This window comes from Marinomonas sp. ef1 (assembly GCF_002806845.1).
GTDB classification, from domain to species: Bacteria; Pseudomonadota; Gammaproteobacteria; order Pseudomonadales; family Marinomonadaceae; genus Marinomonas; species Marinomonas polaris.
Genome location: NZ_NHTT01000001.1, coordinates 1 through 25373, shown reverse-complemented (window position 1 = coordinate 25373; position 25373 = coordinate 1). Strand labels below are relative to the sequence as shown.

The 25373-nt window shown below is 41.4% G+C and carries 25 protein-coding genes; 5 read left to right on the top strand and 20 right to left on the bottom strand.

The genetic code is table 11. The annotated features are described in order from the left end of the window. Window positions 1–9: 9 nt before the first annotated feature. From ispG to iscR, 14 genes are all read right to left on the bottom strand, one after another. Entirely contained in the window at window positions 10–1122 is a 1113-nt protein-coding gene (gene ispG, locus CCS02_RS00130; protein WP_100188377.1) for a flavodoxin-dependent (E)-4-hydroxy-3-methylbut-2-enyl-diphosphate synthase, read from the bottom strand. An 8-nt stretch (window positions 1123–1130) separates the two neighbouring features. Further along, window positions 1131–2135, bottom strand: coding sequence for a RodZ domain-containing protein (locus CCS02_RS00125; RefSeq protein WP_232617188.1), 1005 nt, complete (start codon window positions 2133–2135; stop codon window positions 1131–1133). Window position 2136: 1 nt separating this feature from the next. Then, complete coding sequence (locus tag CCS02_RS00120; protein WP_100188379.1) at window positions 2137–2856, bottom strand: tetratricopeptide repeat protein; 720 nt, start codon at window positions 2854–2856, stop codon at window positions 2137–2139. A gap of 42 nt (window positions 2857–2898) precedes the next feature. After that, the gene (gene rlmN, locus CCS02_RS00115) at window positions 2899–4014 is read right to left on the bottom strand and encodes a 23S rRNA (adenine(2503)-C(2))-methyltransferase RlmN (protein ID WP_100188380.1); all 1116 of its coding nucleotides are present in this window, start codon (window positions 4012–4014) and stop codon (window positions 2899–2901) included. A 145-nt stretch (window positions 4015–4159) separates the two neighbouring features. Then, on the bottom strand, window positions 4160–4567 hold the full coding sequence (ndk, locus tag CCS02_RS00110) for a nucleoside-diphosphate kinase (protein ID WP_100188381.1): 408 nt from the start codon (window positions 4565–4567) through the stop codon (window positions 4160–4162). A gap of 156 nt (window positions 4568–4723) precedes the next feature. Next, entirely contained in the window at window positions 4724–5878 is a 1155-nt protein-coding gene (locus tag CCS02_RS00105; protein WP_100635232.1) for an IscS subfamily cysteine desulfurase, read from the bottom strand. A gap of 51 nt (window positions 5879–5929) precedes the next feature. Continuing rightward, window positions 5930–6355, bottom strand: a complete 426-nt coding sequence (locus CCS02_RS00100) for a SufE family protein (RefSeq protein WP_100635231.1) — start codon at window positions 6353–6355, stop codon at window positions 5930–5932. A 117-nt stretch (window positions 6356–6472) separates the two neighbouring features. Then, window positions 6473–7003 (bottom strand): putative Fe-S cluster assembly protein SufT, encoded by a 531-nt coding sequence (gene sufT, locus CCS02_RS00095; RefSeq protein ID WP_100188383.1) that lies wholly within the window; start codon window positions 7001–7003, stop codon window positions 6473–6475. A 4-nt stretch (window positions 7004–7007) separates the two neighbouring features. Continuing rightward, window positions 7008–7358: a HesB/IscA family protein gene (locus tag CCS02_RS00090; protein ID WP_100188384.1), complete on the bottom strand. Its 351-nt coding sequence runs from the start codon at window positions 7356–7358 to the stop codon at window positions 7008–7010. 9 nt (window positions 7359–7367) lie between these two features. Beyond that, a complete protein-coding gene (locus CCS02_RS00085) occupies window positions 7368–8585 on the bottom strand; it encodes an aminotransferase class V-fold PLP-dependent enzyme (protein WP_100635230.1) in 1218 nt (405 codons plus the stop codon). Between the two features lie 11 nt (window positions 8586–8596). Next, complete coding sequence (gene sufD / locus CCS02_RS00080; RefSeq protein WP_100188386.1) at window positions 8597–9856, bottom strand: Fe-S cluster assembly protein SufD; 1260 nt, start codon at window positions 9854–9856, stop codon at window positions 8597–8599. A 3-nt stretch (window positions 9857–9859) separates the two neighbouring features. Further along, window positions 9860–10645, bottom strand: a complete 786-nt coding sequence (gene sufC, locus CCS02_RS00075) for a Fe-S cluster assembly ATPase SufC (protein WP_100188387.1) — start codon at window positions 10643–10645, stop codon at window positions 9860–9862. Between the two features lie 13 nt (window positions 10646–10658). Then, window positions 10659–12095 (bottom strand): Fe-S cluster assembly protein SufB, encoded by a 1437-nt coding sequence (gene sufB / locus CCS02_RS00070; RefSeq protein ID WP_072837701.1) that lies wholly within the window; start codon window positions 12093–12095, stop codon window positions 10659–10661. 74 nt (window positions 12096–12169) lie between these two features. Further along, the gene (gene iscR, locus CCS02_RS00065) at window positions 12170–12658 is read right to left on the bottom strand and encodes a Fe-S cluster assembly transcriptional regulator IscR (protein ID WP_100188388.1); all 489 of its coding nucleotides are present in this window, start codon (window positions 12656–12658) and stop codon (window positions 12170–12172) included. A gap of 276 nt (window positions 12659–12934) precedes the next feature. Between iscR and CCS02_RS00060 the strand changes: the two genes are divergently transcribed. Continuing rightward, window positions 12935–13453 (top strand): hypothetical protein, encoded by a 519-nt coding sequence (locus CCS02_RS00060; protein WP_100188389.1) that lies wholly within the window; start codon window positions 12935–12937, stop codon window positions 13451–13453. Between the two features lie 36 nt (window positions 13454–13489). Then, window positions 13490–14842, top strand: coding sequence for a DUF2254 domain-containing protein (locus CCS02_RS00055; protein ID WP_157807955.1), 1353 nt, complete (start codon window positions 13490–13492; stop codon window positions 14840–14842). Between the two features lie 31 nt (window positions 14843–14873). Here CCS02_RS00055 and CCS02_RS00050 read toward each other — a convergent pair whose 3' ends face one another. Together CCS02_RS00050 and CCS02_RS00045 are read right to left on the bottom strand one after the other, a co-directional pair. After that, a complete protein-coding gene (locus CCS02_RS00050; RefSeq protein WP_100635228.1) occupies window positions 14874–15650 on the bottom strand; it encodes an endonuclease/exonuclease/phosphatase family protein in 777 nt (258 codons plus the stop codon). Window positions 15651–15697: 47 nt separating this feature from the next. Continuing rightward, window positions 15698–17152, bottom strand: coding sequence for a phospholipase D-like domain-containing protein (locus tag CCS02_RS00045; protein ID WP_100635227.1), 1455 nt, complete (start codon window positions 17150–17152; stop codon window positions 15698–15700). A 185-nt stretch (window positions 17153–17337) separates the two neighbouring features. On the opposite strand from CCS02_RS00045, the gene CCS02_RS00040 reads away from it, so the two are divergent. After that, a complete protein-coding gene (locus CCS02_RS00040) occupies window positions 17338–17691 on the top strand; it encodes a YkgJ family cysteine cluster protein (protein WP_100188393.1) in 354 nt (117 codons plus the stop codon). A gap of 74 nt (window positions 17692–17765) precedes the next feature. On the opposite strand, the gene CCS02_RS00035 is transcribed toward CCS02_RS00040, so the two are convergent. Then, window positions 17766–19787, bottom strand: coding sequence for an oxidoreductase (locus tag CCS02_RS00035; protein WP_100635226.1), 2022 nt, complete (start codon window positions 19785–19787; stop codon window positions 17766–17768). A gap of 117 nt (window positions 19788–19904) precedes the next feature. Between CCS02_RS00035 and CCS02_RS00030 the strand changes: the two genes are divergently transcribed. After that, window positions 19905–20507 (top strand): TetR/AcrR family transcriptional regulator, encoded by a 603-nt coding sequence (locus CCS02_RS00030; RefSeq protein ID WP_072837694.1) that lies wholly within the window; start codon window positions 19905–19907, stop codon window positions 20505–20507. Here CCS02_RS00030 and CCS02_RS00025 read toward each other — a convergent pair. After that, window positions 20493–21401: a DMT family transporter gene (locus tag CCS02_RS00025; protein ID WP_100188395.1), complete on the bottom strand. Its 909-nt coding sequence runs from the start codon at window positions 21399–21401 to the stop codon at window positions 20493–20495. The genes CCS02_RS00030 and CCS02_RS00025 overlap by 15 nt on opposite strands. Before the next feature lie 108 nt (window positions 21402–21509). Between CCS02_RS00025 and CCS02_RS00020 the strand changes: the two genes are divergently transcribed. Then, window positions 21510–22445, top strand: coding sequence for a LysR substrate-binding domain-containing protein (locus CCS02_RS00020; protein WP_100635225.1), 936 nt, complete (start codon window positions 21510–21512; stop codon window positions 22443–22445). A 44-nt stretch (window positions 22446–22489) separates the two neighbouring features. Here the strand turns inward: CCS02_RS00020 and CCS02_RS00015 are convergent, their stop codons facing one another. Together CCS02_RS00015 and CCS02_RS00010 are read right to left on the bottom strand one after the other, a co-directional pair. After that, window positions 22490–24367, bottom strand: a complete 1878-nt coding sequence (locus CCS02_RS00015; RefSeq protein WP_100188397.1) for an Lnb N-terminal periplasmic domain-containing protein — start codon at window positions 24365–24367, stop codon at window positions 22490–22492. A gap of 118 nt (window positions 24368–24485) precedes the next feature. Next, window positions 24486–24971, bottom strand: a complete 486-nt coding sequence (locus tag CCS02_RS00010; protein WP_100188398.1) for a DUF3015 domain-containing protein — start codon at window positions 24969–24971, stop codon at window positions 24486–24488. Window positions 24972–25373: the final 402 nt, after the last annotated feature.

Below are 25373 nucleotides of genomic sequence, written 5' to 3'. Positions count from 1 at the left end.
AATGGATCCTTAATTTTTTACAATGATATTGGCTAATTCCCGCTCTTTAAGGAGAGCCTTTTTACGAATCATTCTTTCTAAATCATCAACAAGCGTTTCATTTTTCGTTTTGCTGTTCGGCTTACCATCTTGATAGATCAAGTTATTCGGCGAACCACCAGCAAGACCTATGTCCGCTTCTTTTGCTTCACCCGGACCATTCACTACACAACCAATAACAGCAACGTCCATTGGGACAGTAATGTCATCAAGACGCTCTTCTAATTCATTCATTGTCTTAATAACATCGAAATTCTGACGAGAGCAGCTTGGGCAAGCAATAAAATTAATGCCACGATTACGCAACTTCAAACTACGCAACATATCCCAACCGACTTTGATCTCCTGGACAGGATCGGCCGCTAGAGAAACTCGTAGCGTATCGCCGATTCCATCCATTAAAAGCAAACCAAGACCAATCGAAGATTTGACTGTACCAGAACGCAACCCACCAGCTTCAGTAATCCCTAAATGCAGCGGATTATCTATTTGGCTGGCAATTTTACGATATGCTTCAACTGTCATGAAAATATCAGATGCTTTCAAACTCAGCTTATACTCATGAAAATCCAACTCATCAAAATATTGGATTTGACGAAAAGCAGATTCAACTAAAGCATCAGGAGTCGGTTCACCGTATTTCTTTTGTAGATCTTTTTCCAAAGACCCCGCATTAACCCCAATACGAATGGGAATATTTTTGTCTCGAGCGCAATCAACAACCGCACGAATACGGTCTTTATTGCCGATATTACCTGGATTAATCCGAAGGCAATCGACTCCATATTCAGCCACTTTCAAAGCGATTTTATAATCGAAATGAATATCTGCGACCAATGGAATCGAAACGGCTTCACGTATTTTTTTGAACGCTTCAGCAGCATCCATAGATGGAATAGAAACACGAACAATATCGGCACCGGCATCGGCAATAGCACGAATCTGAGCCACGGTAGCATCAACATCACAAGTTTCTGTGTTCGTCATACTCTGAACACTAATTGGCGCACCACCGCCAACCGGTACATTCCCAACCATGATCTGACGAGAATGACGGCGTTTTATAGGTGATTCAAAATGCATAAGAGTCTCTACTTGAGCTCAAATCGAGCCAAATCTTTATTTGTAAAAGAAGAAAAATCGAATACTTCACCTTTGTATTTCAAAGATGAAACGCCTTTCGCGTAACCCAATACGACGCGATAAGGAGCTTTACCAGTTAGTGATAACTGACTACCAGCAGATTTCACGCCAGAAAACAGGATTTTACCCGAAGCATCACGCACTTCAGTCCAACAATCTGCATCAAAAGCAATTTCAACCTCATCAGTATAAGAAGGTACTTTCGGCGTTGCTACAAGTTCAGCAGGAACTTCTGCCGTTGCTCTAACAACATCTTCAGGCCTAACGCCAGCTTCTTCCAGAATTGCCATTGTTTCAGCAGAAAGACCAGTTACAACACCACCATTGTCAGCGGGCTTATCAACCTGAACACTAGCAGCTTGCTCATCATTTCCTGAAGCAACATCCGTACCCGTACTAGAGTTTGAACTAGAAACATTAGCAATAGCTAAAGGCTCATTTGAGTCATCCATAAGAGATTCATTAGAAGCAGGTTCAGGTGCAGTAGTGGGCTCACTTACTTCACTCTTAATTTCATTTGGCACGACAGGCTTGCTTGGCTGAGAAGGCCACCAAAAAACTAAAAATACTAGAACAGCAATAATAACTACAGAAATGAATATAACGATTGGATCGCCAAAGTTCGTCTGCTTATTTACCTTATCTACAGGCTTAATTGTTGGCTCTGCATCTTCTCGCTCGCTATCAAATGCGCGTAACATTTCAGAGGGCTCTATCCCTAAAAGACGGCAATAGCTTTTCAAGAATCCTCTAGCAAAAGTTATGGATCGGAAGTATTTAAAATTATTCGCTTCAAGTGCTCTAACTTGATCGATAGGAATTTTTAGTGCGGTAGCAACATGCCTTTCATCAAACTCTAGCTCTAATCTTTTTGCCTTTAATCTATTACCAATATTTATGGTGTCCATATTTGTTTTACTTACAGAAGCATCCGTTTGAAATTCAGTTGTCATGTCAATACCTTGAGCCATTCAGGCATGTAAAATTACTCGCAGATGAATACAGTGTAGGGTCAGTTTCGCGTGCAATTAAATGCCGCGACAGACAGTTATACTCATCAAAATGCACCGATCCTCGGGCAGTTTCTTTATCAGCCTGGATATTATTAAAAATTAAGCGAGCTTTGTCATTACTACCCTGTATTAAAACAAGATTGAGCTCCGTCATCAAACCAATCAGAGGCAAATCCGCAATTTCTTTTGCTTGTTTTAGATAGATTCCGGCTAAATTTACTTGATTCTGACGTATAGCACACCTAGAAAGATTAATTTGCACTGATTGACGCTTTGACAAGCCTTTTTCACCTGCTTTTTCGAAAGCCTCACAAGCCTCATCCCAATGTTTCTTCAGCCCCAAAAGCACTCCATAGTTATTCCATATAAAATCATCATAGGGAAACTTCTGTAGAGCTTTTTCATGCACCAAAAGTGCCTTGTTATAATCTTCAATACTCAGCCAATACAAACTAAGCAATCGCCAATAATCACGACGCCGATAAGCAACATCAATCTGGTCCAGTTTCTTTTTCGCCAACCCCAACTGCCCTAATAAAAGATGCGCCTGAACAATCGACAGCTTTTTAGATTCCGAAATAGGAGGCGGGTCTGGAGAAACAACTTGATAGGCACAAGACGTACAAAGCAAACAATACAATAAAAATAGCAATAAACGCATACCGACATCCTTGTCATATACAGAATCAATGATTCAAATAGATTAACTCTTCACTTCGCGCAACTCTATGTATTTTTGACTACGACGAGTTTTGTCCTGAAAGTCTCCAACCAATTGACCACAAGCCGCATCTATATCATCGCCACGAGTCGTTCGAACTGTAACGGTATAACCGGCATCAGCCAGAATCTTCTGGAAACGACGAGTGCGATTATTAGACGGTTTTTCATACCCAGAATGAGGGAATGGATTAAATGGAATCAAGTTGATTTTACATTCCAATACTTTAAGAAGCTCAGCCAATTCATGTGCCTGCTCTTCATTGTCATTCACACCTGACATCAAGGTATATTCGATCGTGATGTGTCGTTTATCTGGCAAGTTTGCCAAATAAAACTGACAAGCCTCAAGCAGCTCAGCAATCGGGTATTTTTTATTAATTGGCACTAACTCATTACGCAGCGCATCGTTTGGTGCATGCAATGAAATCGCCAATGACACATCAGTACGTTTTACCAATTCATAGATTTTAGGTACAACACCAGAAGTGCTCAAGGTTACACGACGCTTTGACAACCCATAAGCGTGATCATGCATCATCAGGATCATCGCATCAACAACAGGCTCAAAGTTCATCAATGGTTCGCCCATACCCATCATCACCACATTTGTAACACGACGAGGACCATTAGGGTCCATAGGGCCAAACGATTTAATCGCGATCCAAACCTGACCAATAATTTCTGCGGGTGTTAAATTACGATTAAAACCTTGCTTGCCCGTTGAGCAAAAACTGCAATCCAAAGAGCAGCCTACTTGCGAAGACACACACAAAGTAGCTCTATCACCATCAGGAATCAAAACCGTTTCAACACAATCGTTTTTACCCCCTTCAGTACGAATAATCCACTTACGCGTGCCATCAGTAGAGATATTCTGCGAAACCACTTCTGGACCACGAATCTCACAAATCTGCTCTAATTTTGCACGTAACGCCTTGCTGACATCGGTCATTTCTTCGAAGCTTTCCGCTCCCTTTTGATGGATCCATTTGATCACTTGAGTAGCGCGAAATTTCTTCTCGCCAATGGATTCAAAGAATTCAATCAGTTTGTCGGGGGATAAACCCAAAAGGTTTACTTTTTTGATGTCAGTCATAATTCAATGTCGCTTGCTGTAGGTAGCATTAAGTGTAAACGAAAAAAGCCTCTGAAAAGAAAAGTCTTTTCAGAAGCCTCTGTAAAAAAGCGGGCTAGCGCCCGCTTTTATAAAACAGATCGGACATAAAGGTCCTAGCTGTCAATTACTTACCGAAGAAGTAAGCAATTTCACGAGTTGCAGATTCAACAGAATCAGAACCATGAACAGCGTTTGCATCGATAGAAGTTGCGTAATCTGCGCGCAAAGTACCAGCAGAAGCTTCTTTAGGGTTAGTTGCACCCATAAGCTCACGGTGACGAAGAACAGCGCCTTCACCTTCAAGAACAGAAACAACAACAGGACCAGAAGTCATGAAAGCAACCAAATCTTTGTAGAAAGGACGCTCTTTGTGCTCAGCGTAGAAACCACCAGCCAGTGCGTCGTCTAGTTGAATCATTTTAGCTTCAACGATTTTGAAACCAGCGCGTTCAAAACGAGTGTAGATTTCGCCAATTACGTTTTTCGCAACAGCATCAGGCTTGATGATAGATAGAGTGCGTTCTAACGCCATGATATAACTCCAAATTAAATTTAAAGGGGCGATGCCTTTTGCATGGCCCGGGACTTAAAAGTTCAGCGCGCGTATTATACGCACCAATTCATTAAAATTGTATGATCTAACGAACATTATTTATCCAAACAAGGACAAAAGTACAAATTCTTACGTTTAAGCTATGGATCGAAGACGGCTCACTGCGTTTTTAATAGTTTCCGCAGCAAAATCCACCTCTTCCTCGGTAGTAAAGCGGCCCACAGAAAGACGTAAAGAACTATGCGCCAGATCATCAGCCAAACCAATCGTGCGTAAAACATAAGACGGCTCTAGACTAGCGGAAGTACAAGCTGAACCAGAAGACACCGCGATATCGCTCAAAGACATCAACAACACTTCCCCATCAACACCAGAGAACCCCACATTCAACACACCGGCAACGCGGTTATCTGAGTCACCATTAAGGTGCACGCCAGATAACTCAGTCAAAGACGACCACAAACGTTCGCGCAAAGCTTTGATACGAGCACAATCCTGCTCCATTTCTTCACCCGCCAAACGAAACGCTTCACCCATACCAACGATTTGATGCGTTGCCAATGTGCCAGAGCGCATACCACGCTCATGACCACCACCGTGAATCTGCGCCTCTAACTTGATCTTCGGAGAACGACGTACAAACAAGGCACCAATGCCCTTTGGTCCATAGGTTTTATGAGCCGTCAGTGACATTAAATCCACCTTCATGGCATTTACATCAATTTCAACTTTACCTGTGGTTTGCGCCGCATCTACATGAAGAAACACACCACGAGCGCGAGTTAACTCACCAATTGCAGCAATATCCGTCAGCACACCAAGCTCATTATTGCCATGCATCAAAGACACTAAAATTGTATCTTCACGAAGCGCTTCTGCAACCTGATTAGGTGAAATCACACCATGAACATCAGGCTGCAAATAAGTCACTTCAAAGCCTTCTTTTTCAAGCTGCTTGCAAGGGTCTAAAACCGCCTTGTGCTCAATCATCGAAGTAATAATATGGCGGCCTTTTTGGCGATAAGCATGAGCAACACCTTTCAGCGCCAAGTTGTTTGCTTCTGTCGCACCGGATGTCCAAACAATCTCACGAGAATCCGCTTTAATTAAACTAGCCACCTGCAATCTAGCCTCTTCTACCGCCTCTTCCGCACGCCAACCAAAAAGATGCGAACGCGAAGCCGGGTTTCCAAAGTTGCCGTCCTGCGTTAAACACGCCATCATTTTTTCAGCCACTCTTGGGTCAACTGGCGTGGTAGCAGAATTATCTAGGTAAACCGGGGTGTTCATTTAAAGCTCTCCAATAAAAATTAAACGGCTGCTTTTTTACAATTAAAAAAGTTAAGCGGCAGCCTGTGCGATGCCTTTTATGCGACCCACAATAGAACGCAGACCATTGCCACGAGTTGGACTCAAGTGCCTTTCAAGATCCAGCTCTTCGAAATACGCTGTAATATCGAAATCTAAAATTTCTTGCGGTGTTTTATGATCCAATGCTGCCAACACCAAACCAAGTAAACCACGAACAATAATGGCATCACTGTCTACCGCAAAAGTCAGCACTTCGCCCTTTATGGCATCTTGCTCACTGCCTGGCTGAATCCAAACACTGCTCTGGCAGCCTTTTACCAAACGTTCAGGCGTGCGCCACGCATCATCAAATGCTGGCAAAGATTTACCCAAATCAATAATGTACTTGTACTTATCTTCCCAATCGTCAAAAAACGACAGATCGTCTACGATGTCTTCTGTACTAGGTAAAGCCATGACTACCCTCTTTTTGCACTAAGCCTATTAAAACAAAAACGGCATTGGCTAAAAGCCAAGGCCGTTTCATATTGTATTCGATTTTAATGAATGACCGAAGCTATCAAAAGAAAGCCATTAAAAGAAAAGACCCGCTTCCAATTGAGCTTCTTCACTCATCATTTCTCGCGCCCAAGGTGGATCAAATACCAAATCAACTTTCACTGAGTCGACATTTGGCACTTTCGCCACTCGATACTTAACATCACCAACCAACACAGGCCCCATTCCGCAACCTGGCGCCGTTAATGTCATATCGATCAAAACAGTTTTTGAATCTTGATCTAACCTCACTTTATACACCAAGCCTAACGATACTAGGCTGATCGGAATCTCTGGATCATAAATTGTGTCTAGCGCTTGCCAGACTTGCTCTTCACTAATGTCACCCGTACCGAGATCTTCAAAATCTAAAACCTCGGGTTGCTGACCAATTGCTTCAGCATCAGTTCCATCTATACGCAGCATATTACCTTGCCACGTAACAGTGTAATTACCGCCCAAACTCTGATTAATCGTAATAAACTGACCTTCAGGAATACTAACTGGTTCACCGCTTGGCACTCGTCGAGCTGGACAAGGGCGCTGTGTTACTACCATTTTTTGCATGAAGTTAACTCACACTAAAGCTTTCGCCACAGCCACATTCGGCTACAACGTTAGGGTTTTTAAACTTCACAACTTCGTTAACGCCTTCGCGTACCAAGTCAATCTCAGTGCCTTTCAGCATGGAAGTGGATTGCGAATCAACCGCAAGGGTGACATTGCCAAAATCCAAAACAGTGTCATTCTCTAAAGCAGCATCAACAATATCAAGTACATAGGAAAAGCCCGTACATCCGCTTTCTTTGGTACTTAATCGAATCAGCTTGCCTGGTTGCTTTGTCAACTTAGAGGCAAAATATTTCTGTGCAGAAGCGGTTAAAGACACGCTAGAGACAGGATCAAACGTTGTTACTGTCATTGAAACCTCCTAAGCCAGCATTGTTCGCACTTTTTTCAGTGCCGCAAACAAAGCGTCAACTTCTTCTAATGTATTATAAATCGCGAACGAAGCTCGCGCAGTACCAGGAACATTAAAACGCGCCATCAAAGGCTGCGCGCAATGATCACCAGTACGAACAGCAATCCCCTGACGGTCTAACAAAAAACCGATGTCAGCAGGATGCCCTTGATCCATTACAAAGCTCAGCACACCAATTTTTTCTTTGGCAGTACCAATAATGGTTAAGCCTTCGAATTGCTCAGCAAGCTCTGTGGCATGATCCAGCAAGGCTTTTTCGTGTGCCGCAACAGCCTCTTGATCCAAGGCGCTAAACCAACGAATCGCCTCACCCATAGCAATGGCATCACCCACATTTGGCGTGCCCGCTTCAAAGCGATAAGGCAAGACATTCCATGTAGCGTCTTGCAAAGTCACGGTGGAAATCATCTCGCCACCGGTGCGCCAAACAGGCCAAGTCGATAAAACAGACTCTTTACCCCAAAGCACACCAACACCCATCGGCCCATAAATTTTATGACCTGAAAAGGCATAAAAATCACAACCTATATCCTGCACATCTACATGACCATGAGCGGCACCTTGAGCGCCATCCACTAAAACCCAAGCACCAACTTTTTTTGCTTTCTCCGTCATTTCTTTAATCGGGTTCACTGTACCCAATGCATTAGAAACATGTGGAAAAGCGACAAACTTAGTATACTCATTTAGCATGGCATCATAAGCAGCTTGATCTAATTCACCAGCATCCGTCACTGGAATGGTTCTTAGAGTCGCACCAGACACTTTACATGCTTGCTGCCAAGTCACAAGATTGGCATGGTGATCCATTCCTGTAGCAATAACTTCATCACCCGGTAACAACAAAGAACCCAAACCATTTGCGACAATATTAATCGCTTCAGTTGTGCCAGTAGTCCAAATGACTTCTTCGCGTTTCGGCGCATTAATAAAGTCTTTTACGATGTCGCGTGCGTCTTCAAAACGACGCGTGGCTTCATCCGCAAGACGATGGGCACCACGGTGCACATTGGAATTGCATGTCGTGTAGTAATCCACCAAAGCATCAATCACGCACTGTGGTTTTTGCGTTGTCGCTGCATTATCGAGATAAATAAGCGGATTACCGTCAATGACGCGCTTTAAAATCGGAAATTGCTCGCGGATAGCCGCTACATCAAAACTCATTCGATTCTCGCTTATTTCACTTCCATCTGCGCAAAACGTTCACGAATAATCGGACGAATCCACTCCGCTAACGCTGCATTTGGCATTAAATCAATCAGCTCGTTAATAAAACCAAAGTTAAGCATAACTTGCGCCTTCGAACGGCTAACACCGCGAGTCTGCAAGTAATACAGAGCTTGCTTATCAATCTGAGCAACCGTTGCACCATGAGCACATTTCACATCGTCAGCGTAAATCTCTAACTCAGGCTTGGTATTAATCTCGGCTTTATCGGATAACAACAAGTTGCGGTTGTTTAACTCTGCCAAGGTTTTCTGTGCATCGCGGTGAATATGAATACGGCCATTAAATACCGCACGCGCACGATCCGCGACGATACAGCGAACGTTTTCTTCAGTTTTGCCATTTGGCTTAGCGTGTTCAACGGTCGCATGAAGATCAAACAGCTCTTTACCATCCAGCAAATACATGGCATTTAACTTGGCATCAGCAAACTCACCAGCATGAATAATATCTGTATCCAAACGAGACAAGTCACTACCAAAACCAACAATTGTACTGTTCATTTTCGCATGGTCATGCAAGTTAAAATGACTGCCACCAATAGCAACGTTGCTACCCGTTTGCAGTGCAAAACGGTAATGTTCTAGACGTGCATTGGCCGCCACATTGTATTCAACAAATGCCGTATTTAAACTATCGCCTTGTGCTTGCACATCTTCAATAACGACTAATCGCGAACCCGCCGCCAGAGCAACTTGAACACGTGTATGAGATTCTGCACCTTGACTTAGCAAAGAACTAATACGAATCGGTTGAGTAATCTCAACACCTTCCGCAACAGTCACAACGACAACATCTTGTGCCAGCGCATCGTTTACTAGACCAAAGATATGGCGCTCAGGTTTAATCATTGAAAAAACACTTAGCGCATCAGTTTGTTCAGCCAAACCTAAATCGCTACCTAAGGAGATAGACAAACCTTCAGGCAACGTTTTCGTTAATTGAGCTTGATCAAACTGACCGTTTACAAATACCAATTCAATAGCCGATAAATCCGCAATGGCAACTGGCGACAAATCAACTTTATCGCTTATTACTTTAGCTTGCGTACGCTCTACCGGGCGAAGTGGCGTGTAACGCCACGCTTCGGTTTTACGTGTTGGCCATTTGGTATTTGCTAAAAGTTCAAGTGCGTGTGCTCGCTTTGGAGCAAGCCAATCATTGATACCTTGCGCTCGAGCAATGGCGCTTTCTAACCATTCACTCATGAATTACCCCTCAAGTTCGTCTTCAGCCGGCTCTTTCTGCAACCAAGCGTAACCTTGAGCTTCTAACTCAAGTGCAAGGGAAGCATCACCACTCTTAACGATTTTACCGTCAGACAATACATGCACGAAGTCAGGCTTAATGTAATCCAAAAGACGCTGATAATGCGTTACAACAACAAAGCTACGATCAGCAGAACGTTGGCTATTCACGCCTTCAGCAACCACTTGCAAGGCATCGATATCCAAACCAGAATCGGTTTCATCTAGGATGCAAAGCTTTGGCTTAAGCAATAACATTTGCATTAGCTCATTACGCTTTTTCTCACCACCAGAGAAGCCTTCATTAACACCACGCTTCAAGAAAGCCACTGGCAAGTTAACTTGCTTACAAGCCGCTTTGGCTTCTTTCAAAAAATCAGCAGAAGTAATGGCGTCTTCGCCACGTGCTTTACGCTGCGCATCAACTGATGCTTTTAAGAATTCTAAGTTGCTTACACCAGGAATTTCGACAGGGTATTGGAACGCTAAGAATAAACCAGCACGAGCACGGTCTTCTGTCTCCATTTCCAACAAGTCTTCACCATCAAGCGTCACACTACCGCTGTCTACAGTATAACCATCACGACCTGATAGAACATAACCAAGCGTACTTTTACCGGCGCCATTTGGCCCCATGATCGCGTGTACTTCACCTGGTTTGATGTCTAAATCCAACCCTTTGATGATCTGTTTTTCTTCAACGCTGGCGTGCAAATCTTTTATCGTCAACAAACTTTTCGTGTTCGACATCTTTAATAATTCCTTAACCTACTGAGCCTTCAAGGCTTATTTCTAGTAACTTGCCCGCTTCGACGGCAAATTCCATTGGTAATTCTTTAAATACTTCCTTACAGAAGCCATTCACAATCATGGATACGGCTTTTTCGGGATCAAGACCACGCTGACGACACAAAAACATCTGCTCGTCACTGACCTTCGACGTCGTTGCTTCATGCTCAATAATTGCAGAAGGGTTACGGCTTTCCACATAAGGGAAAGTGTGCGCTCCGCACTGATCGCCAATCAACAAAGAATCACACTGTGTGAAATTACGTGCGCCTTCGGCACCTGGATTCATACGAACAAGACCACGGTAACTGTTGTTACTTCGGCCTGCCGAGATACCTTTAGAAATGATGGTGGACTTGGTGTTCTTACCAATGTGAATCATTTTAGTGCCCGTATCTGCTTGCTGACGACCACGCGTCAAAGCAACCGAGTAAAACTCACCAACACTGTTATCGCCTTTCAAAATACAGCTTGGGTACTTCCAAGTAACAGAAGAACCTGTCTCTACTTGCGTCCAAGAAATTTTGGCATTGGTATGACAAATGCCGCGCTTGGTTACAAAATTGTAAATACCGCCTTTACCGTTTTCATCACCTGGATACCAGTTTTGAACCGTTGAGTATTTTATCTCAGCGTTATCCATAGCAACCAATTCTACAACGGCAGCATGCAGCTGATTTTCATCACGCTGAGGTGCAGTACAGCCTTCAAGATAACTGACATGGCTCCCTTCATCCGCAATGATCAAAGTACGCTCAAATTGACCGGTATTTTGTTCGTTAATACGGAAGTAAGTAGACAATTCCATCGGGCAGCGAGTGCCTTTAGGAATATAAACAAAAGAACCATCAGTAAAGACAGCACAGTTCAACGCCGCATAGTAGTTGTCTTTCTTCGGAACAACGCTACCAATGTACTTTTTAACAAGATCTGGGTATTTATGCAGTGCTTCAGAAATCGGGCAAAAAATAACACCGGCTTCTTCAAGCTTTTCACGGAATGTGGTCACAACAGAGACAGAGTCAAATACCGCATCAACTGCGATGCCGGCCAACATTTGTTGCTCTATCAGAGGAATGCCAAGTTTTTCATAAGTACGCAGTAATTCAGGGTCAACCTCGTCCAAAGACTTAGGTTTATCTTTCATACTTTTTGGAGCTGAATAGTAAGAAATAGACTGAAAATCTATTTTCGGATAGTCAACCAATGCCCATTCAGGCTCTTCCATTTCTAACCATTCACGAAATGCACTTAGGCGCCATTCGAGCATCCATTCAGGCTCGCCTTTCATTTCAGAAATACGTCGGATTACATTTTCATCCAAACCGGGCTCAAATGTTTCTGATTCTACATCAGACACAAAACCCGCTTCGTATTCCCGTGCCAGCGCCTTATCTATCTGCTCAGTCATATAAAAACTCACTCAATTATAGTCACTAACGCACTGTGAATCAGCGCATTAAGCTCTACTAATTTATTCTCTATTTAATCAACAATGGCCGCGCTAATTTTGTCATTTTCAAGACAACGTTGTCGGCTTTCGAATTCTTGCCGTTCAGCAACTTGGCGCACATCATTTCGACGTACGAGTTGATCGAGGCTAATTTGATTTAAAAAATCGTGTATTTGATCACTTAAATCACACCACAAATGGTGGGTAAGACAAGTATTACCACTTTGGCAGTCACTTCGTCCTCTGCAACCTGTTGCGTCGACGGACTCGTTAACAGCATCGACTATCTGCGCAACAAAAATATCATGATTCGAACGGCTAAGACGGTATCCACCACCGGGACCTCTTACACTATTAACCAATGACTTTTTACGAAGCTTGGAGAACAGTTGTTCAAGATAAGATAACGATATCCCTTGTCGACTCGAAATATCAGATAAAGACACTGGCCCTTGATCCGAATGCAATGCCAGATCAAGCATGGCGGTTACCGCATAACGACCTTTTGTTGTCAGGCGCATAAGCTATCCAATTAAAATTATTCAGTGAGGGTAAATAGTACACAAAACCTACTGTTTTGATCAAGTATTTACCTGACTATTTTAGTAGGTTATTACTCACGTGTAATAATCCGTGTGTATTTTACGTGTACTAGGGAAAAAACTAAACTATTGAATACGTATAAAAAGGGGCACCATCACTATTCGGTAAATCATAGATAATAAAAGCCTTGTCCTTTACAGCCAAACAAGCACACTATTAATTTCGACACATGAACAGAATAAAAAGGAAATACCATGCCATCAAAACCTAATGATGATAAAAAGCCTCAGGAAGAGGCTCCCAAAAAAAAGCAGATTATGCTTATTATCGCTTTTTTTCTATGCTTTGTTTTTAGCGTCGCAGCTTCTTCTGGCGTCACTTACTTTCTTGTCCAATCTTCAAAAGAAGACGTCCTAGCCAACGAAAAGATCACAGAGCAAAGTGCTGCACTCTCAAATTTTGAGCAATCACTTTCTAAGCAAGACGCCAAAATAAAAGCGATCGAAGAACAAACCGATGTGCTTAAGCTTTATCTAAGACACAGTAGCGCAACAGCATTAAAAAATATCTTAGTCGATCAAGAACAAAATATTCAGGCTTATCTGAAGGTTATGAAATCGGCCATGCGAGACCTGTCTGAGCTCAGCCCAAGAACGACAGACTGGAATGACGAATATCAGTACCAACTAGACTTAGCACTAAAAGGCAGCATAGAAAGAGAAGACTTGCTAAAACTACTAAAAACTGGCGAGCCAAACGAAAAGAGTCAGTAGCCGCCAATTTTCAACAACACACAAGGACGTATCCTTTTGCAATTATCGATAATAAAAAACACCAAGATACTAAAAATATACGATGCGGTTAAAACCAGCTTCTGGTTTACCCCATGTCTGATTTTATCACTCACTATTTCAAGCTGCACATTACTACTGTTTATTGATCTATACGCGGGTCTAAACTCGTTAAATTGGCTAAATTTTCTATACCATGCCGATGCTGCTATCACTCGAGATCTCCTCACCACAGTGGCTAGTAGCATGATGACGGTAGTAAGTATCACTTTTTCGATTACCATAGTTGCTCTTACCAACGCTTCGTCACAATTTGGGCCAAGGTTAATTCGTAACTTTATGGAAGACTCAAGCACCCAAGTCGTACTTGGTGTTTTTATCTCCTTATTTATTTACTGCCTAATTTTGGCTCGAACAACCGATGATTTTGCTGGTGGAGCTTTCCTTCCGGGTCTTACTATTGCTGGCGCTATCGTCATGACGCTATGCGGTATTCTTTTGCTCATTTATTTTATTCATCACATTGCACTCAATCTGCAATCTGACAGCGTCATAGACAACGTTTATACCGAACTAAAAGACAGCATTGATCAGATTTTTAATTTGCAAAAAGAGGAAGAAGAAACAAGATCCTCAACAAATCAAAACAAAATTTTGGCAGCAAACCAAACAAAAGATAGAAACAAAGAAAACCAATTCAGAAGCCATTCATGTGGCTATATTCAAACCATCAACTATGCTGACCTCACCGATATAATGAGCAAACTAGATGGCCACATGAATATCTTAATCAATCCAGGGGACTTTGTGGTAAACCGGATGGTTGTTATGACAAGTGACATCAAACAATTCCCAGCAAAAGACGAACAAATACTGCACGAATGTTTTACCTTAGGTCCAAAACGCACACCATTACAAGACCCTGAATTTGCCGTTCACCAACTTGTTGAAATAGCCTTAAGAGCCCTTTCACCTGGGATAAATGATCCATACACGGCTATCGCCTGCATAGATAAACTCACCGCAGCGATTTGTGATTTGACTCAAAAAAACTTCCCTGAAGGCATCACCTATGATGAGAAAGGAGTAGAACGAGTAACCTACAAAACGACATCATTTGAAACCCTAGCCAATATCGCCTTTGACCAAATTCGCCAATATTCACAATCGTGCCTAGCAGTGCGTTTGCGTCAATTAGAAGGTTTGATTTGTATTGCTGAACAAGCAAGTCATGCAACTCATTGGTCTTTTGTCTGTCATCAAAAGCTCATGATCGAACATGGATTAGAGCAACAGCAACTAATAGACTTGGACAGAAAGGAAGTATCCATCCGCCTACAAACCTTGAGTAAACTATTAGATAATGCGTAAAAAACCAACAATGATTAGCCTGTATAAAAAGCTAATCACCTGCGAGACGAAGTGACAAACTGATTGGGTAATGATCAGAAGAATGAATATCTGTGTGAACATGCACGTCTACAACGCCTAATCCACGGCAATAAATGTGATCAAGATGACGAAATAAATGGCTTAACCTTGGCTGGCGAGTGATATCCACTTCTTTTAACGAGCATGAAATAGCTAGCTCATCAAAATACTGCATTCTTTTTTTGTTCCAAGTATTAAAGTCACCGGCCAATAATATCGGACCACTATGATGCTCTAGAGCCTGAAAAGCTTGGTCAAGATGCGCTCTGAATTTTTCGAAAGAAACAAAGTTAATCATGTGAGTATTGATAACGAGCAGCGACTGCTCAAGAGAAGATTCTGTTGTACTCGCTAACGGATACTCGGTCGCTAACACCATTTTTTTGGTTTTAGTAATAGGTTCACTATGAGTAGATGCTGAAAAAAAATGCTTATTTGCCACAACGCTTGATCCGGTTTTAACGCCCGTTTCAATGTTAGATTTTACGTTTTTAAAGCTGCTCGCCATAATCCACTGATGTTGCGAAGAATGATTAAACATTCCATCAAAGGGGGAATTTAAAATAGCCTCTTGCAATAAAATTAAATCTTTATTATCAATGAGGGAAGCAAAATCGCTCTGCCAGCCCTTTCGTTTGCATTTAAATACATTCCACAATAACACTTTGATGTTTGGCCCTATCACCTGTTTCGAAGCGCTCCCCATTATTTTTAACGATTCAACAGTGCTATAACGACTTTTCATCATAAAAAATAGCCTTTAAAAATGATAACGACAACGAACAATTGTTCGCATTACAAATACGGAGAAAACAAACGAAATAGGTTATTACGGATTTTCTTGTAGATGGATAAGCCTCGAACATCCTCTTCTAGCACATCTTCAGCGTTGAATTTCTTGGACTCAAATAATTCCGTCAGTAGCCCATTCAGATTCGTATCAAAGCACTCTAAATTGATTTCGAAGTTGAACTCTAAACTTCTGGCATCCCAGTTAGTTGAACCTATGAATGACCAGACATCATCAATAAGCACTATTTTACTGTGATCAAACGGCCGCTTATTTTTATATATTTTTATACCATGCTCTATAATTCTTGGATAATTGGCTTCCATAACCCAATCTACAAATAGAATATTACTGTGCTCAGGCACAATAATTTCAACAGACACGCCACGCAAAGCTGCGGCATGAAGAGACGTCATTAATGTTTGGTCTGGAATAAAATAGGGAGTGATGATTTTAACGCTTTTCTGCGCACAAACGAGTGCGTTAATTAGTGTCCAACGTATCCTGTTATGATGTTCATCCGGGCCATCTTGAATAACTCTAGCGACAACAGATTTATCATTTTTTACCTTCGGAGTGCTTGGGCTATAGGAAGGAAATTGAATCAACTCTCTTGTAGCAAAGAACCAGTCCTCTATAAAAACCTGGCTAATTTGATCAATAACAGGGCCCGTCACCTTAAAATGAACATCATCAATCGGGTGTTTTGCAGACTTAACCAGATTACTTTTACTGATATTCATGCCACCAATATAAGCTTCTTCACCATCAACACAGAGTATTTTCCTGTGGTTTCTTAGGTTAATAAAACGAATGCTTGTAAACGAAATCGCAGGTAAAAATTGTGCTGTTCTCACACCTCGTTTCTTTAATGCCCTATCTGATTTACGCCAACTGTAACCCACTCCAATGCCATCTAATAAAACATGCACTAACACACCACGCTGCTGCGCTTGCGCTAGTGCGTTAACAAATTGACGTCCAAGTGAGTCGTAATCAAAAATATAACTTGATAAAACTATGTGATGTTTTGCAGCTTGAATCGATTTTATCATCGCTGGATAAGCATTATCGCCGTTAACAAGGGGCTCAATACTATTATCATCAACATAATTCACTGGATGAATAGCGTACCCCGCGATAACAGAGGAATGCCAGTTTTCAGGTAGGCAATGAAAATCAATACAATCCTCTTTATAGCGGAAGTCTTGTTTAAGCGTTTGAGGATGCTCTCTCTTTGCGATACGCCTAATGCGGTTTATGCCAAACAACCAGTAGAACAAACTGCCTAAGACAGGCGAAAATATCACCAGACCTATCCAAGCAAGGGAAGTACGTTCGTTTTCTTTGAACAGCAGCACATGCAAGGATGTCACAACAGACAAACCAATATGCAACACGACGATAATAGTTACCCAGTGAAAGCTAACCCATTCAAACAATGCTTCTAATACCTGCATAAACTCCAACTCTAATAATGTGCTGCCAATAATCGTTACTTTTATCAACTATTTTATATGTGATAAGTTACACCATTAATCAACGAGATAAAGTGATTTACAGAAAGCTTACGAGGTATTCGGGCAAAAATTAAGCTCAAGATATCAGCAATAATACTAAAACAGCGACCCAAAGGCAGAAACACATGACCAATGACCGAGACATTATTGCACGACTACGTGAGCGAATTCCGACCTTCAAATGCAAACCGGGCTGTCACGATTGTTGCGGGCCTGTCACAGCTTCTTCGGAAGAAATGTTACGCCTACCAGTTAAATCGGATGCAGAGCATGACGCAGCTTTAGAAGAGCTTAATTGCGTCCACTTAGGGCCGAATGGTTGCGAAGTGTACGATGAGCGTCCACTAATCTGCCGACTTTTTGGTACTACACCAAAAATGGCTTGCCCTAATGATTGTGGTCCAGAAACCATGGTTGATTCTAAAATTGAGGATCAGGTTCATCACTACATAGCCACGACTAGGCAAGTGTTAGTGTAAATATCCATGCTTAATAAATAATGAGAGTGATGAATCAATATCTTTAACCATCACTCTCTAAGCCTTTTACCTAATTATAATGAGCAAGCCAACAAGGTACCCTGCTTAATAGCCCGCTTCGCATCCAGTTCAGAAGCCACATCAGCACCACCGATAAAGTGCACCGCATGACCTATTTCGCGTTCTAATAATCGATTTGGCTCTTGTCCTGCGCACACAACAATCGTATCCACCTCAAGGCAACGGGCCTCGCCATTTACGGTTAAATGCAGTCCTTCATCATCAATACGCTGATAATCACAGTCTGACAAAAAGACGACGCCTTTTTTCGACAATTCGGTACGATGAATCCAGCCTGTCGTTTTGCCTAAGTTAGCCCCAACTTTGCTTTTCTTACGTTGTAATAAGAAAACCTCACGCTCAGCTTTTGCAAACACAGGTTTGATACCTTCCACGCCACCACGAGCGGAAAAACTCATATCCACGCCCCACTGAGTCATGAAGTCTTCAATCTTTTGCTCTTTATGAGCTACCGAATGAATTAAATACTCGCTGATGTCAAAACCAATGCCGCCGGCACCAATAACGGCAACTCGTTTACCAACAGGGTGACCACTCATCACATCTAAGTAACTCAGTACTTTTTGATGTTTTACTCCTTCAATCTCTGGGGTTCTAGGCAAGATGCCGGTTGCTAGTACGATTTCGTCAAACTTCTCTTTTTTTAGAAGCTCACCATCAACCTGGGTATTCAACTGAAGATTAACGCCTGTCAGTTCTACCTGACGCGCAAAATATCGCAAAGTTTCATAAAACTCACCTTTACCGGGGATTCGTTTGGCGATATTAAATTGCCCGCCAATTTCATTACTCGCATCATATAAAGTAACAAGATGACCCCGCTTTGCGGCCGTGGTAGCAAAAGCCAAACCAGCAGGGCCAGCTCCAACTACGGCAATACGCTTAGGAGAATCAACTGGTGTGATAATGATCTCTGTCTCATGACATGCTCTTGGGTTGACCAAACAAGACGTCATCTTTTGATCAAACACGTGATCCAAACAGGCTTGATTACAAGCAATGCAGGTATTAATTTCGTCGGCACGATTTTGCTCTGCTTTTATCACAAACTCAGGGTCGGCAAGGAAAGGTCTCGCCATAGACACAATATCCGCATCGCCACGAGCCAGAACCTGCTCCGCTACTTCAGGTGTATTAATTCGATTAGAAGTGACCAAAGGAACAGATAAGGATTTACGCAGCTCTGCCGTTACCCAAGTGAATGCAGCTCGTGGTACTTTGGTAGCAATCGTTGGTACTCTCGCTTCGTGCCAACCAATTCCCGTACTTATAATACTGGCGCCAGCTTTTTCGATAGCAAGTCCAAGTTTCACCACTTCTTCAAGGTCACTACCACCTTCAACAAGATCCAACATAGACAATCGGTAGATAATAATAAAATCACTGCCTACGGCGTCTCGAATTCGTCTCACTATATCTGTCGGTAACTTGATTCTATGATCGTACTCCCCACCCCACTCGTCCTCACGTTGGTTTGTACGAGCAGCAATAAATTGGTTCAACAGATAGCCTTCTGATCCCATCACCTCAACGCCGTCATAACCCGCTTTTTTAGCTAAAGTAGCGGCATTGATAAAATCAGATATTTGTTTTTCAATGCCTTCTGGAGTTAACGCCTCAGGCTTAAAAGGATTAATCGGCGCCTGCAAGGCAGATGGCGCAACCAGTTTTGGATTATAAGCATATCGGCCCGTATGCAAGATTTGCATGCATATTTTCCCGCCTTCTGCGTGCACTGCATCGGTAATAATTTGATGCTTTTTAACATCTTCCTCAGATGCCATTGTCGCCGCACCAGCATAAACAGCACCTTCAGAGTTAGGTGCAATGCCACCAGTAACAATAAGCCCTACTCCGCCACGAGCACGCTCTGCATAAAATACGGCCATTCTCTCGATTCCGCCCTTCACTTCCTCTAAACCTAAATGCATCGATCCCATCAGCACTCTATTTTTTAGCTGAGTAAACCCTAGATCTAATGGTTCAAATAAATGTGGATACGTTGAATGGCTCATAATCTGACTCACTTTGTTTATTATTTTTTGGTATTGCAGCTGCCCGCATGCAATTTTGACACTGTCAAGATAGGTTTTCATTTTGACATTGTCAAGATAGAAGTATTTAATCAGCCCATGTCGACATTAAAAACACAGTATCATCACGGTGATCTCACCAAATCATTACTTGAATCCGCCTCTTTAATCATCAAAGAACAAGGCGTCGAAAGTCTAAGTATGCGCAAACTTGCAGACACTGTTGGTGTTTCAAGAACGGCGCCTTACCATCACTTCAAAGATAAAAACGCGCTGCTTTGCGCACTAGCAGAACAAGGTTTTTACGAGCAAGCGAAAATGCTCCACTCTTTGCGAGCACAAAAAAACACCGCTGAAGAAGGTTTCAAAAAATATGTTCACGCTTATTTAGAATATGCGCTTCAACATAATGAAACTTATGATCTTATGTATGGCAGAACGCTATGGAAAGCTGGCAATCCAAGTGACTCGCTAAAAGCAGCTTCTAAGCAAACATTTAAAGCATGGATTGATTGGGTGGAAGAGTTACAAGAGCAAAATATCCTTCCAAGTAACAATACGCCACTCAGAATTGGACAAACAACTTGGGCTAGCCTTCACGGACTAGCCCGACTGTTTATAGATGGCATCTACCTAGATACAGAAGATTTAACAGATATGGTTGAACAAATGATTAAAAACCTTTGTTCAACCAGCACCTAAATTGGATCGGGTATTAGACATTAATTGCTCTTTCTTTAATCGCCTAATGTCCCTATGACTTAAATACAATAACGGTGTAATAACAAAAAGCGACCCAATGAAAACACCTAAGTCTGGTGTTTCACCAAATACCCACCAACCTAGCAAAAATGCAAAAATCAACCCTGAGTATTCAGCGCTAGTGACTTTACTCGATGCCACATAACGGTACCCAATAAGACAGGATACGCTGTATAAAATAGAACAAATTGAAGATACTGCCGCGTAAATCAAGATTTCAATTTCAAACGTTTCTCCTTCCCAAAATGCTAAACCACCCGCCAGCGGCAAAGCAAAAAACTGAGTAACAAATAAACCATAAAGCATACTTTGCTCTTGAGGCAGTTTTTTAATCAATAAGCTATTCGCCGCTAACACTACCGCAAATAAAATCGCACTTATCATGGCAAACGTCACTTCAGTTGGCCTTAAAATTACCAAAGTACCAATAAAGCCTAATACAGCAGCAAGTACAACATCCATAGTTAAGCGCTCTTTATAGAAAAAAGAGCCAAAAAGCATTATTAGAATAGGTGCTGTGTAAAACACTGCATTGGCTGTTGCTAAAGGCAATTCAGCTAAGGATATAACAAGAAGAACAGCCGCTAAAACCCATATATTCCCTCGAATAAAATGCCACTTTAAACCCAAGGTTGCCATTGACCTAGGTGAACGCAAGTATTTAGCAACTGCGATAGGACACAGAATAAGGCACATGAAGACTGCACGAAAAAAGGTGAACTGAAAAATAGCCACATCAACGCCTGCCATCTTAATAAAGACGTCGCACAAGGTTGCAAAAAAGCTTCCTAATACAAGAATTAAAATAGCACTGCTTACTGTACGACCTGACACAATTTATCTCCTAGAGAGCACGTATTATTCGCATCAGCTTAATGAGTACATGCCATTAGATAAAGTGATATATTTACCACTAGTATTAGTTATTTGGATAATAAGAATATGCTTCCTCCTCTAAAATCACTTCCCGTCTTCGAAGCCGTTGCTAGGCTAAACAGTTTTTCACTGGCTGCTAACGAACTCAATATCAGCCAGAGCGCCGTTTCGCATCAAATAAGGATTTTAGAAAACCATCTTGGAGAAAGCCTTTTTCATCGGCAAGGACGAAATCTCGAATTAACAAAGGAAGGGAAGCATTATCTAGATTCTATCAGCAATTCATTATTGCAAATTGAAGAGGCGACAAACCACATTAAAGGTCAACAAAAAACACATATCAGATTAGCTGTATACAGCTCATTTGCCGTCTATTGGCTCATACCAAGACTTCCAGAACTGAAGCACTTATATCCAAACCTAGAACTTAGCATTGAAATGAGTCATGGCACTCCGGACCTTTCTGATCGAACTGCAGACTTTTTTATCACCACAGAAAAAGAAAAACGAGGGTTTCTATTTGAATCTCTCTATCAAGAAGAGTTATTTCCTGTTTGCAGCCAAAGCTATTTTGAGACAATTAAGAATAAATTGGGAGCAATAACCCATCAAGAGCTAGTAAATAAATTAAGCTCGACTCCTAGCTCACTTGCTCAATTCCCACTTATTACTTCATACAGCATCTATGATCGTCACATAGAAGACTGGAAGCGGTGGTTTGCTAATTTAAAACACCCCTTACCTGAACACATTCAATTTCATCGATTCAGTCACCTTATGCTGGCTTATGAAGCCGCAAAACACTCGTTAGGGATCGCACTTGTAAATGACTACATGATGAGTGAAAAACATGATGAAACAACTCTAATAAGACTCCCTTGTAGCTCATTCAAGACTGGAGACAACTTCTATATAGCTTACAAAGAAAGTCGAAAAGATGAAGACGCAATAAGGTCTTTAAGAAGCTGGCTAAAAAAAGAGGCCAAAAATCTTATTAACTAGAATTTTAGTTACCCTAGTTAATTTCATCTTAGCCTCTTCATTAGTTAAAAATAATGTAATAGTGATAGCTGTGTTGTATTTTGTTTTAAGCCATCTTGCTTTTGTTGTTCTAGCTTCGCTCGAACTTGCCAGTCACTATCAACTAAATAAGACCATTCAATTTTGCCAATTTCTAGAGATTTTGCATGATGATCAACATCATCAAGGTACTCATAAGAAGCCATTAAGCGATGAATATCACCTGAATAAAGCCATTGTAACTGAGGCCCAACCTGGATTTTGTATTTTTGCTGATAGGTATCTTGATACTTGTCACTAGCGGAAGCACTACCATTAATGAGTACAGAAAATAAATGATTAGATACTTTCTCGGTAACACCTGCACCACCCTTTAGACGAAATACCAGAGCATCATCAATTACAAAATCTCTTACTAAAGAAGCGTTTATTTGCCAAGACTTAGGAATGACTAATGCATTTGAGGCTGCCAACGAACGAATATTAATAAAGGAAATTTCTTCAACACGCAGGCTATCTTCCTCACGAACACCCAAGGTACCGCTAAACATAGATAACTCAGCTCCTTCGAGATAACCGCCTTTCGAATCTAATAAATCATGATATGATGGGCGATACTCAAGTTGAGTGAAGTAATCACCTTCTGTCTCACCTACAGTCAGGCCAAGACGCTGAGTTTTATGACCTTCATCATCTCTCACCTCTGGAGGGGGAATCGGTAAAAACGCACTTGTTGTATCATATTTACTACGCAGTGATAGAAGCTTAATTGAGCGCGAGTTTAAATAGTCTAATGTTGATTTCTCTCTAGCTGAAAGGTAACGACTATACTGATAAGCAACCTCAAGTATCTGCGCTTGTTCATCTTCAGTAAAATCCAACAAGCCTTCCAGTGAAAGCTGTTCATTTAACACCAATGCTTTTACTTCTACTATTTGCTCATCTGTGAGCTCTTCTAACATATGTCCCATTTGAGCAACAACAGATGGTCGATAGCTCACATCTTGTAAAATACCAGCATTTTTTAACTCTCTTACTGTATCTGCTGGTATCGCCCAATAGTTAAAGTTCTTAGTCGTATTTAAACGCTCACTGCTAGCATCTAACATAGCTAATAATTGATAAGAGCAATTTTCTGAAAAGAAGTAATATTCCATATAAGTATTACGTACTTCCCATACATGTCGAATAAATTGATTTACCTCCTGCTGAGATAAATCCAACTTATACTCCCAAATATCTCTACTTTCTAAAAAATTGTATTCTTTTACTTTCTCATAATAAGGCGTTACTGAAACAACACCGGGATACCCACCTGTGAGCCCCTTATAACTAAAGACCAATTGGTTATCATTTGGATCAGCATTCGCGGCATAATTTACGGCAAAATCTAATAAAGGAGAATTGTTGCCTTTCTTTTTAATCCTCAACAACGTATGTCCATACATAGAAGAAGGACTATTTAAATAAGCTGCTGGAAAAACTAAGTAAATACTTTCACCATTTAATTTCCCATACCAATCTTGAAATTCAGGGCAATTAGGTTCAATAAAACTTATACCAAGATGCTGCTCTTTCAGCCAACTTAGTCTTGCAGGGTAACGACACTGACTGGCGTCATTAACATCTTCCCCCAGAAAAGGAGTTTGGAAAGCAGTCAATGTTGCAAGTAATTCAGCTTTAGGATCCAACATTCCCTGAGGAGATAAAAAAAATTTCGAATCATCTATCTGACTTTCATTAGGTGAAATAACGCCTATTTGGTGGTAATGCAGTAAGTCTAACCACAAAGAACTTTGTGCTAACTCTGTGAGCAAACTGTCATCTACAACTGCAGATTTAGGCTCAGTTCCGAATGCTGAAAAGCACCATAGTACAGACGATAAAAAAACTAAAAAACGCATATCAACTTACTTTTAGGTAGATGGGATTAATACAGAAAAACCGCTATTTTGTAGACAAAAAAAAGAGAGCTTATGTCTCTAAAAGACATAGCTCTCATTTAACAAAATACTATTAGAATTAACCTAAGTATTTAGACAATTCTTGGGAATTAGACATAACATTCGTAATCCCTTCATGTGCAGTCGTAGGAGTTACTTCTGCAGAAGCAAAGATCTGATCAAAATTTTGCTTCATTTGAGCATTGAACAATGCTTTATCTTCAGCTTTTACACCCATCAAAGAGGCAAAAGCATCAAGAGTTTCGCCATCACCTTTAGCCATATCTACAGCTAGAGGCTCAAGGTTTTCATTCAGAAAAACCGCTACACTACCAGAAAGAGGGCCATTTGCATCTTCACAGCCAAGAGTACCAGAAGTCATACCAAAACTTTGGTTGCCAGATGTACCATTTGTAGTTGCAGCCATTACGTGCTCATACCAAACATCAGCATTTTTAAAAACATACTCAGTACCTAGACCACAACCTGCCGGTCCATGACCGCCCGCTGCAAAAGAAGTTGCTGACATGCCGGCTAGTACGAGTGATAATGCTAACTTTTTCATATATATATCCTTTATATAGATTAGAAATTTTTCTGATAAATCAGTTAATTAAGACAGCACCATTATAAATATATAATGGTGCATGTACAGAAAGATGATGCCAATAATATTAAAATGGTCATATAGATTTAAAAACCTCCAACTATATAGTCCTTTCTACTTCCTATTGGCGACTTTCATCCAAATAAAAAGCACTACAGCCTTAGCTATCAGAGCCTTATTAATATAAAGCTTATGAATGCTTATCCGCTTGAGGCCCATAAATGGGATCCCCCACACACATATCCCCTTGCGTGACAACATAGACGAATAGGGAGCAGCTTCTGAACTCCTGCTACAAGAAGGATCGAGCGGTGACTCAATGCTTCTATAACCGTTGAATAGTATCTGATTTCCTGCAGG

Coding starts and splice junctions, on each gene's coding strand:
- CCS02_RS00120 (WP_100188379.1), bottom strand. CDS start 2,856: ATGCGTTTATTGCTATTTTTATTGTATTGTTTGCTTTGTACGTCTTGT.
- CCS02_RS00010 (WP_100188398.1), bottom strand. CDS start 24,971: ATGAAAAAGTTAGCATTATCACTCGTACTAGCCGGCATGTCAGCAACT.
- CCS02_RS00040 (WP_100188393.1), top strand. CDS start 17,338: ATGACCAATGACCGAGACATTATTGCACGACTACGTGAGCGAATTCCG.
- CCS02_RS00085 (WP_100635230.1), bottom strand. CDS start 8,585: ATGAGTTTTGATGTAGCGGCTATCCGCGAGCAATTTCCGATTTTAAAG.
- iscR (WP_100188388.1), bottom strand. CDS start 12,658: ATGCGCCTGACAACAAAAGGTCGTTATGCGGTAACCGCCATGCTTGAT.
- CCS02_RS00125 (WP_232617188.1), bottom strand. CDS start 2,135: ATGACAACTGAATTTCAAACGGATGCTTCTGTAAGTAAAACAAATATG.
- rlmN (WP_100188380.1), bottom strand. CDS start 4,014: ATGACTGACATCAAAAAAGTAAACCTTTTGGGTTTATCCCCCGACAAA.
- CCS02_RS00100 (WP_100635231.1), bottom strand. CDS start 6,355: ATGGCTTTACCTAGTACAGAAGACATCGTAGACGATCTGTCGTTTTTT.
- sufT (WP_100188383.1), bottom strand. CDS start 7,003: ATGCAAAAAATGGTAGTAACACAGCGCCCTTGTCCAGCTCGACGAGTG.
- CCS02_RS00015 (WP_100188397.1), bottom strand. CDS start 24,367: ATGCGTTTTTTAGTTTTTTTATCGTCTGTACTATGGTGCTTTTCAGCA.
- CCS02_RS00060 (WP_100188389.1), top strand. CDS start 12,935: ATGCCATCAAAACCTAATGATGATAAAAAGCCTCAGGAAGAGGCTCCC.
- CCS02_RS00020 (WP_100635225.1), top strand. CDS start 21,510: ATGCTTCCTCCTCTAAAATCACTTCCCGTCTTCGAAGCCGTTGCTAGG.
- CCS02_RS00035 (WP_100635226.1), bottom strand. CDS start 19,787: ATGAGCCATTCAACGTATCCACATTTATTTGAACCATTAGATCTAGGG.
- sufB (WP_072837701.1), bottom strand. CDS start 12,095: ATGACTGAGCAGATAGATAAGGCGCTGGCACGGGAATACGAAGCGGGT.
- sufC (WP_100188387.1), bottom strand. CDS start 10,645: ATGTCGAACACGAAAAGTTTGTTGACGATAAAAGATTTGCACGCCAGC.
- ndk (WP_100188381.1), bottom strand. CDS start 4,567: ATGGCGTTAGAACGCACTCTATCTATCATCAAGCCTGATGCTGTTGCG.
- ispG (WP_100188377.1), bottom strand. CDS start 1,122: ATGCATTTTGAATCACCTATAAAACGCCGTCATTCTCGTCAGATCATG.
- CCS02_RS00050 (WP_100635228.1), bottom strand. CDS start 15,650: ATGATGAAAAGTCGTTATAGCACTGTTGAATCGTTAAAAATAATGGGG.
- CCS02_RS00030 (WP_072837694.1), top strand. CDS start 19,905: ATGTCGACATTAAAAACACAGTATCATCACGGTGATCTCACCAAATCA.
- CCS02_RS00105 (WP_100635232.1), bottom strand. CDS start 5,878: ATGAACACCCCGGTTTACCTAGATAATTCTGCTACCACGCCAGTTGAC.
- CCS02_RS00045 (WP_100635227.1), bottom strand. CDS start 17,152: ATGCAGGTATTAGAAGCATTGTTTGAATGGGTTAGCTTTCACTGGGTA.
- CCS02_RS00090 (WP_100188384.1), bottom strand. CDS start 7,358: ATGACAGTAACAACGTTTGATCCTGTCTCTAGCGTGTCTTTAACCGCT.
- sufD (WP_100188386.1), bottom strand. CDS start 9,856: ATGAGTGAATGGTTAGAAAGCGCCATTGCTCGAGCGCAAGGTATCAAT.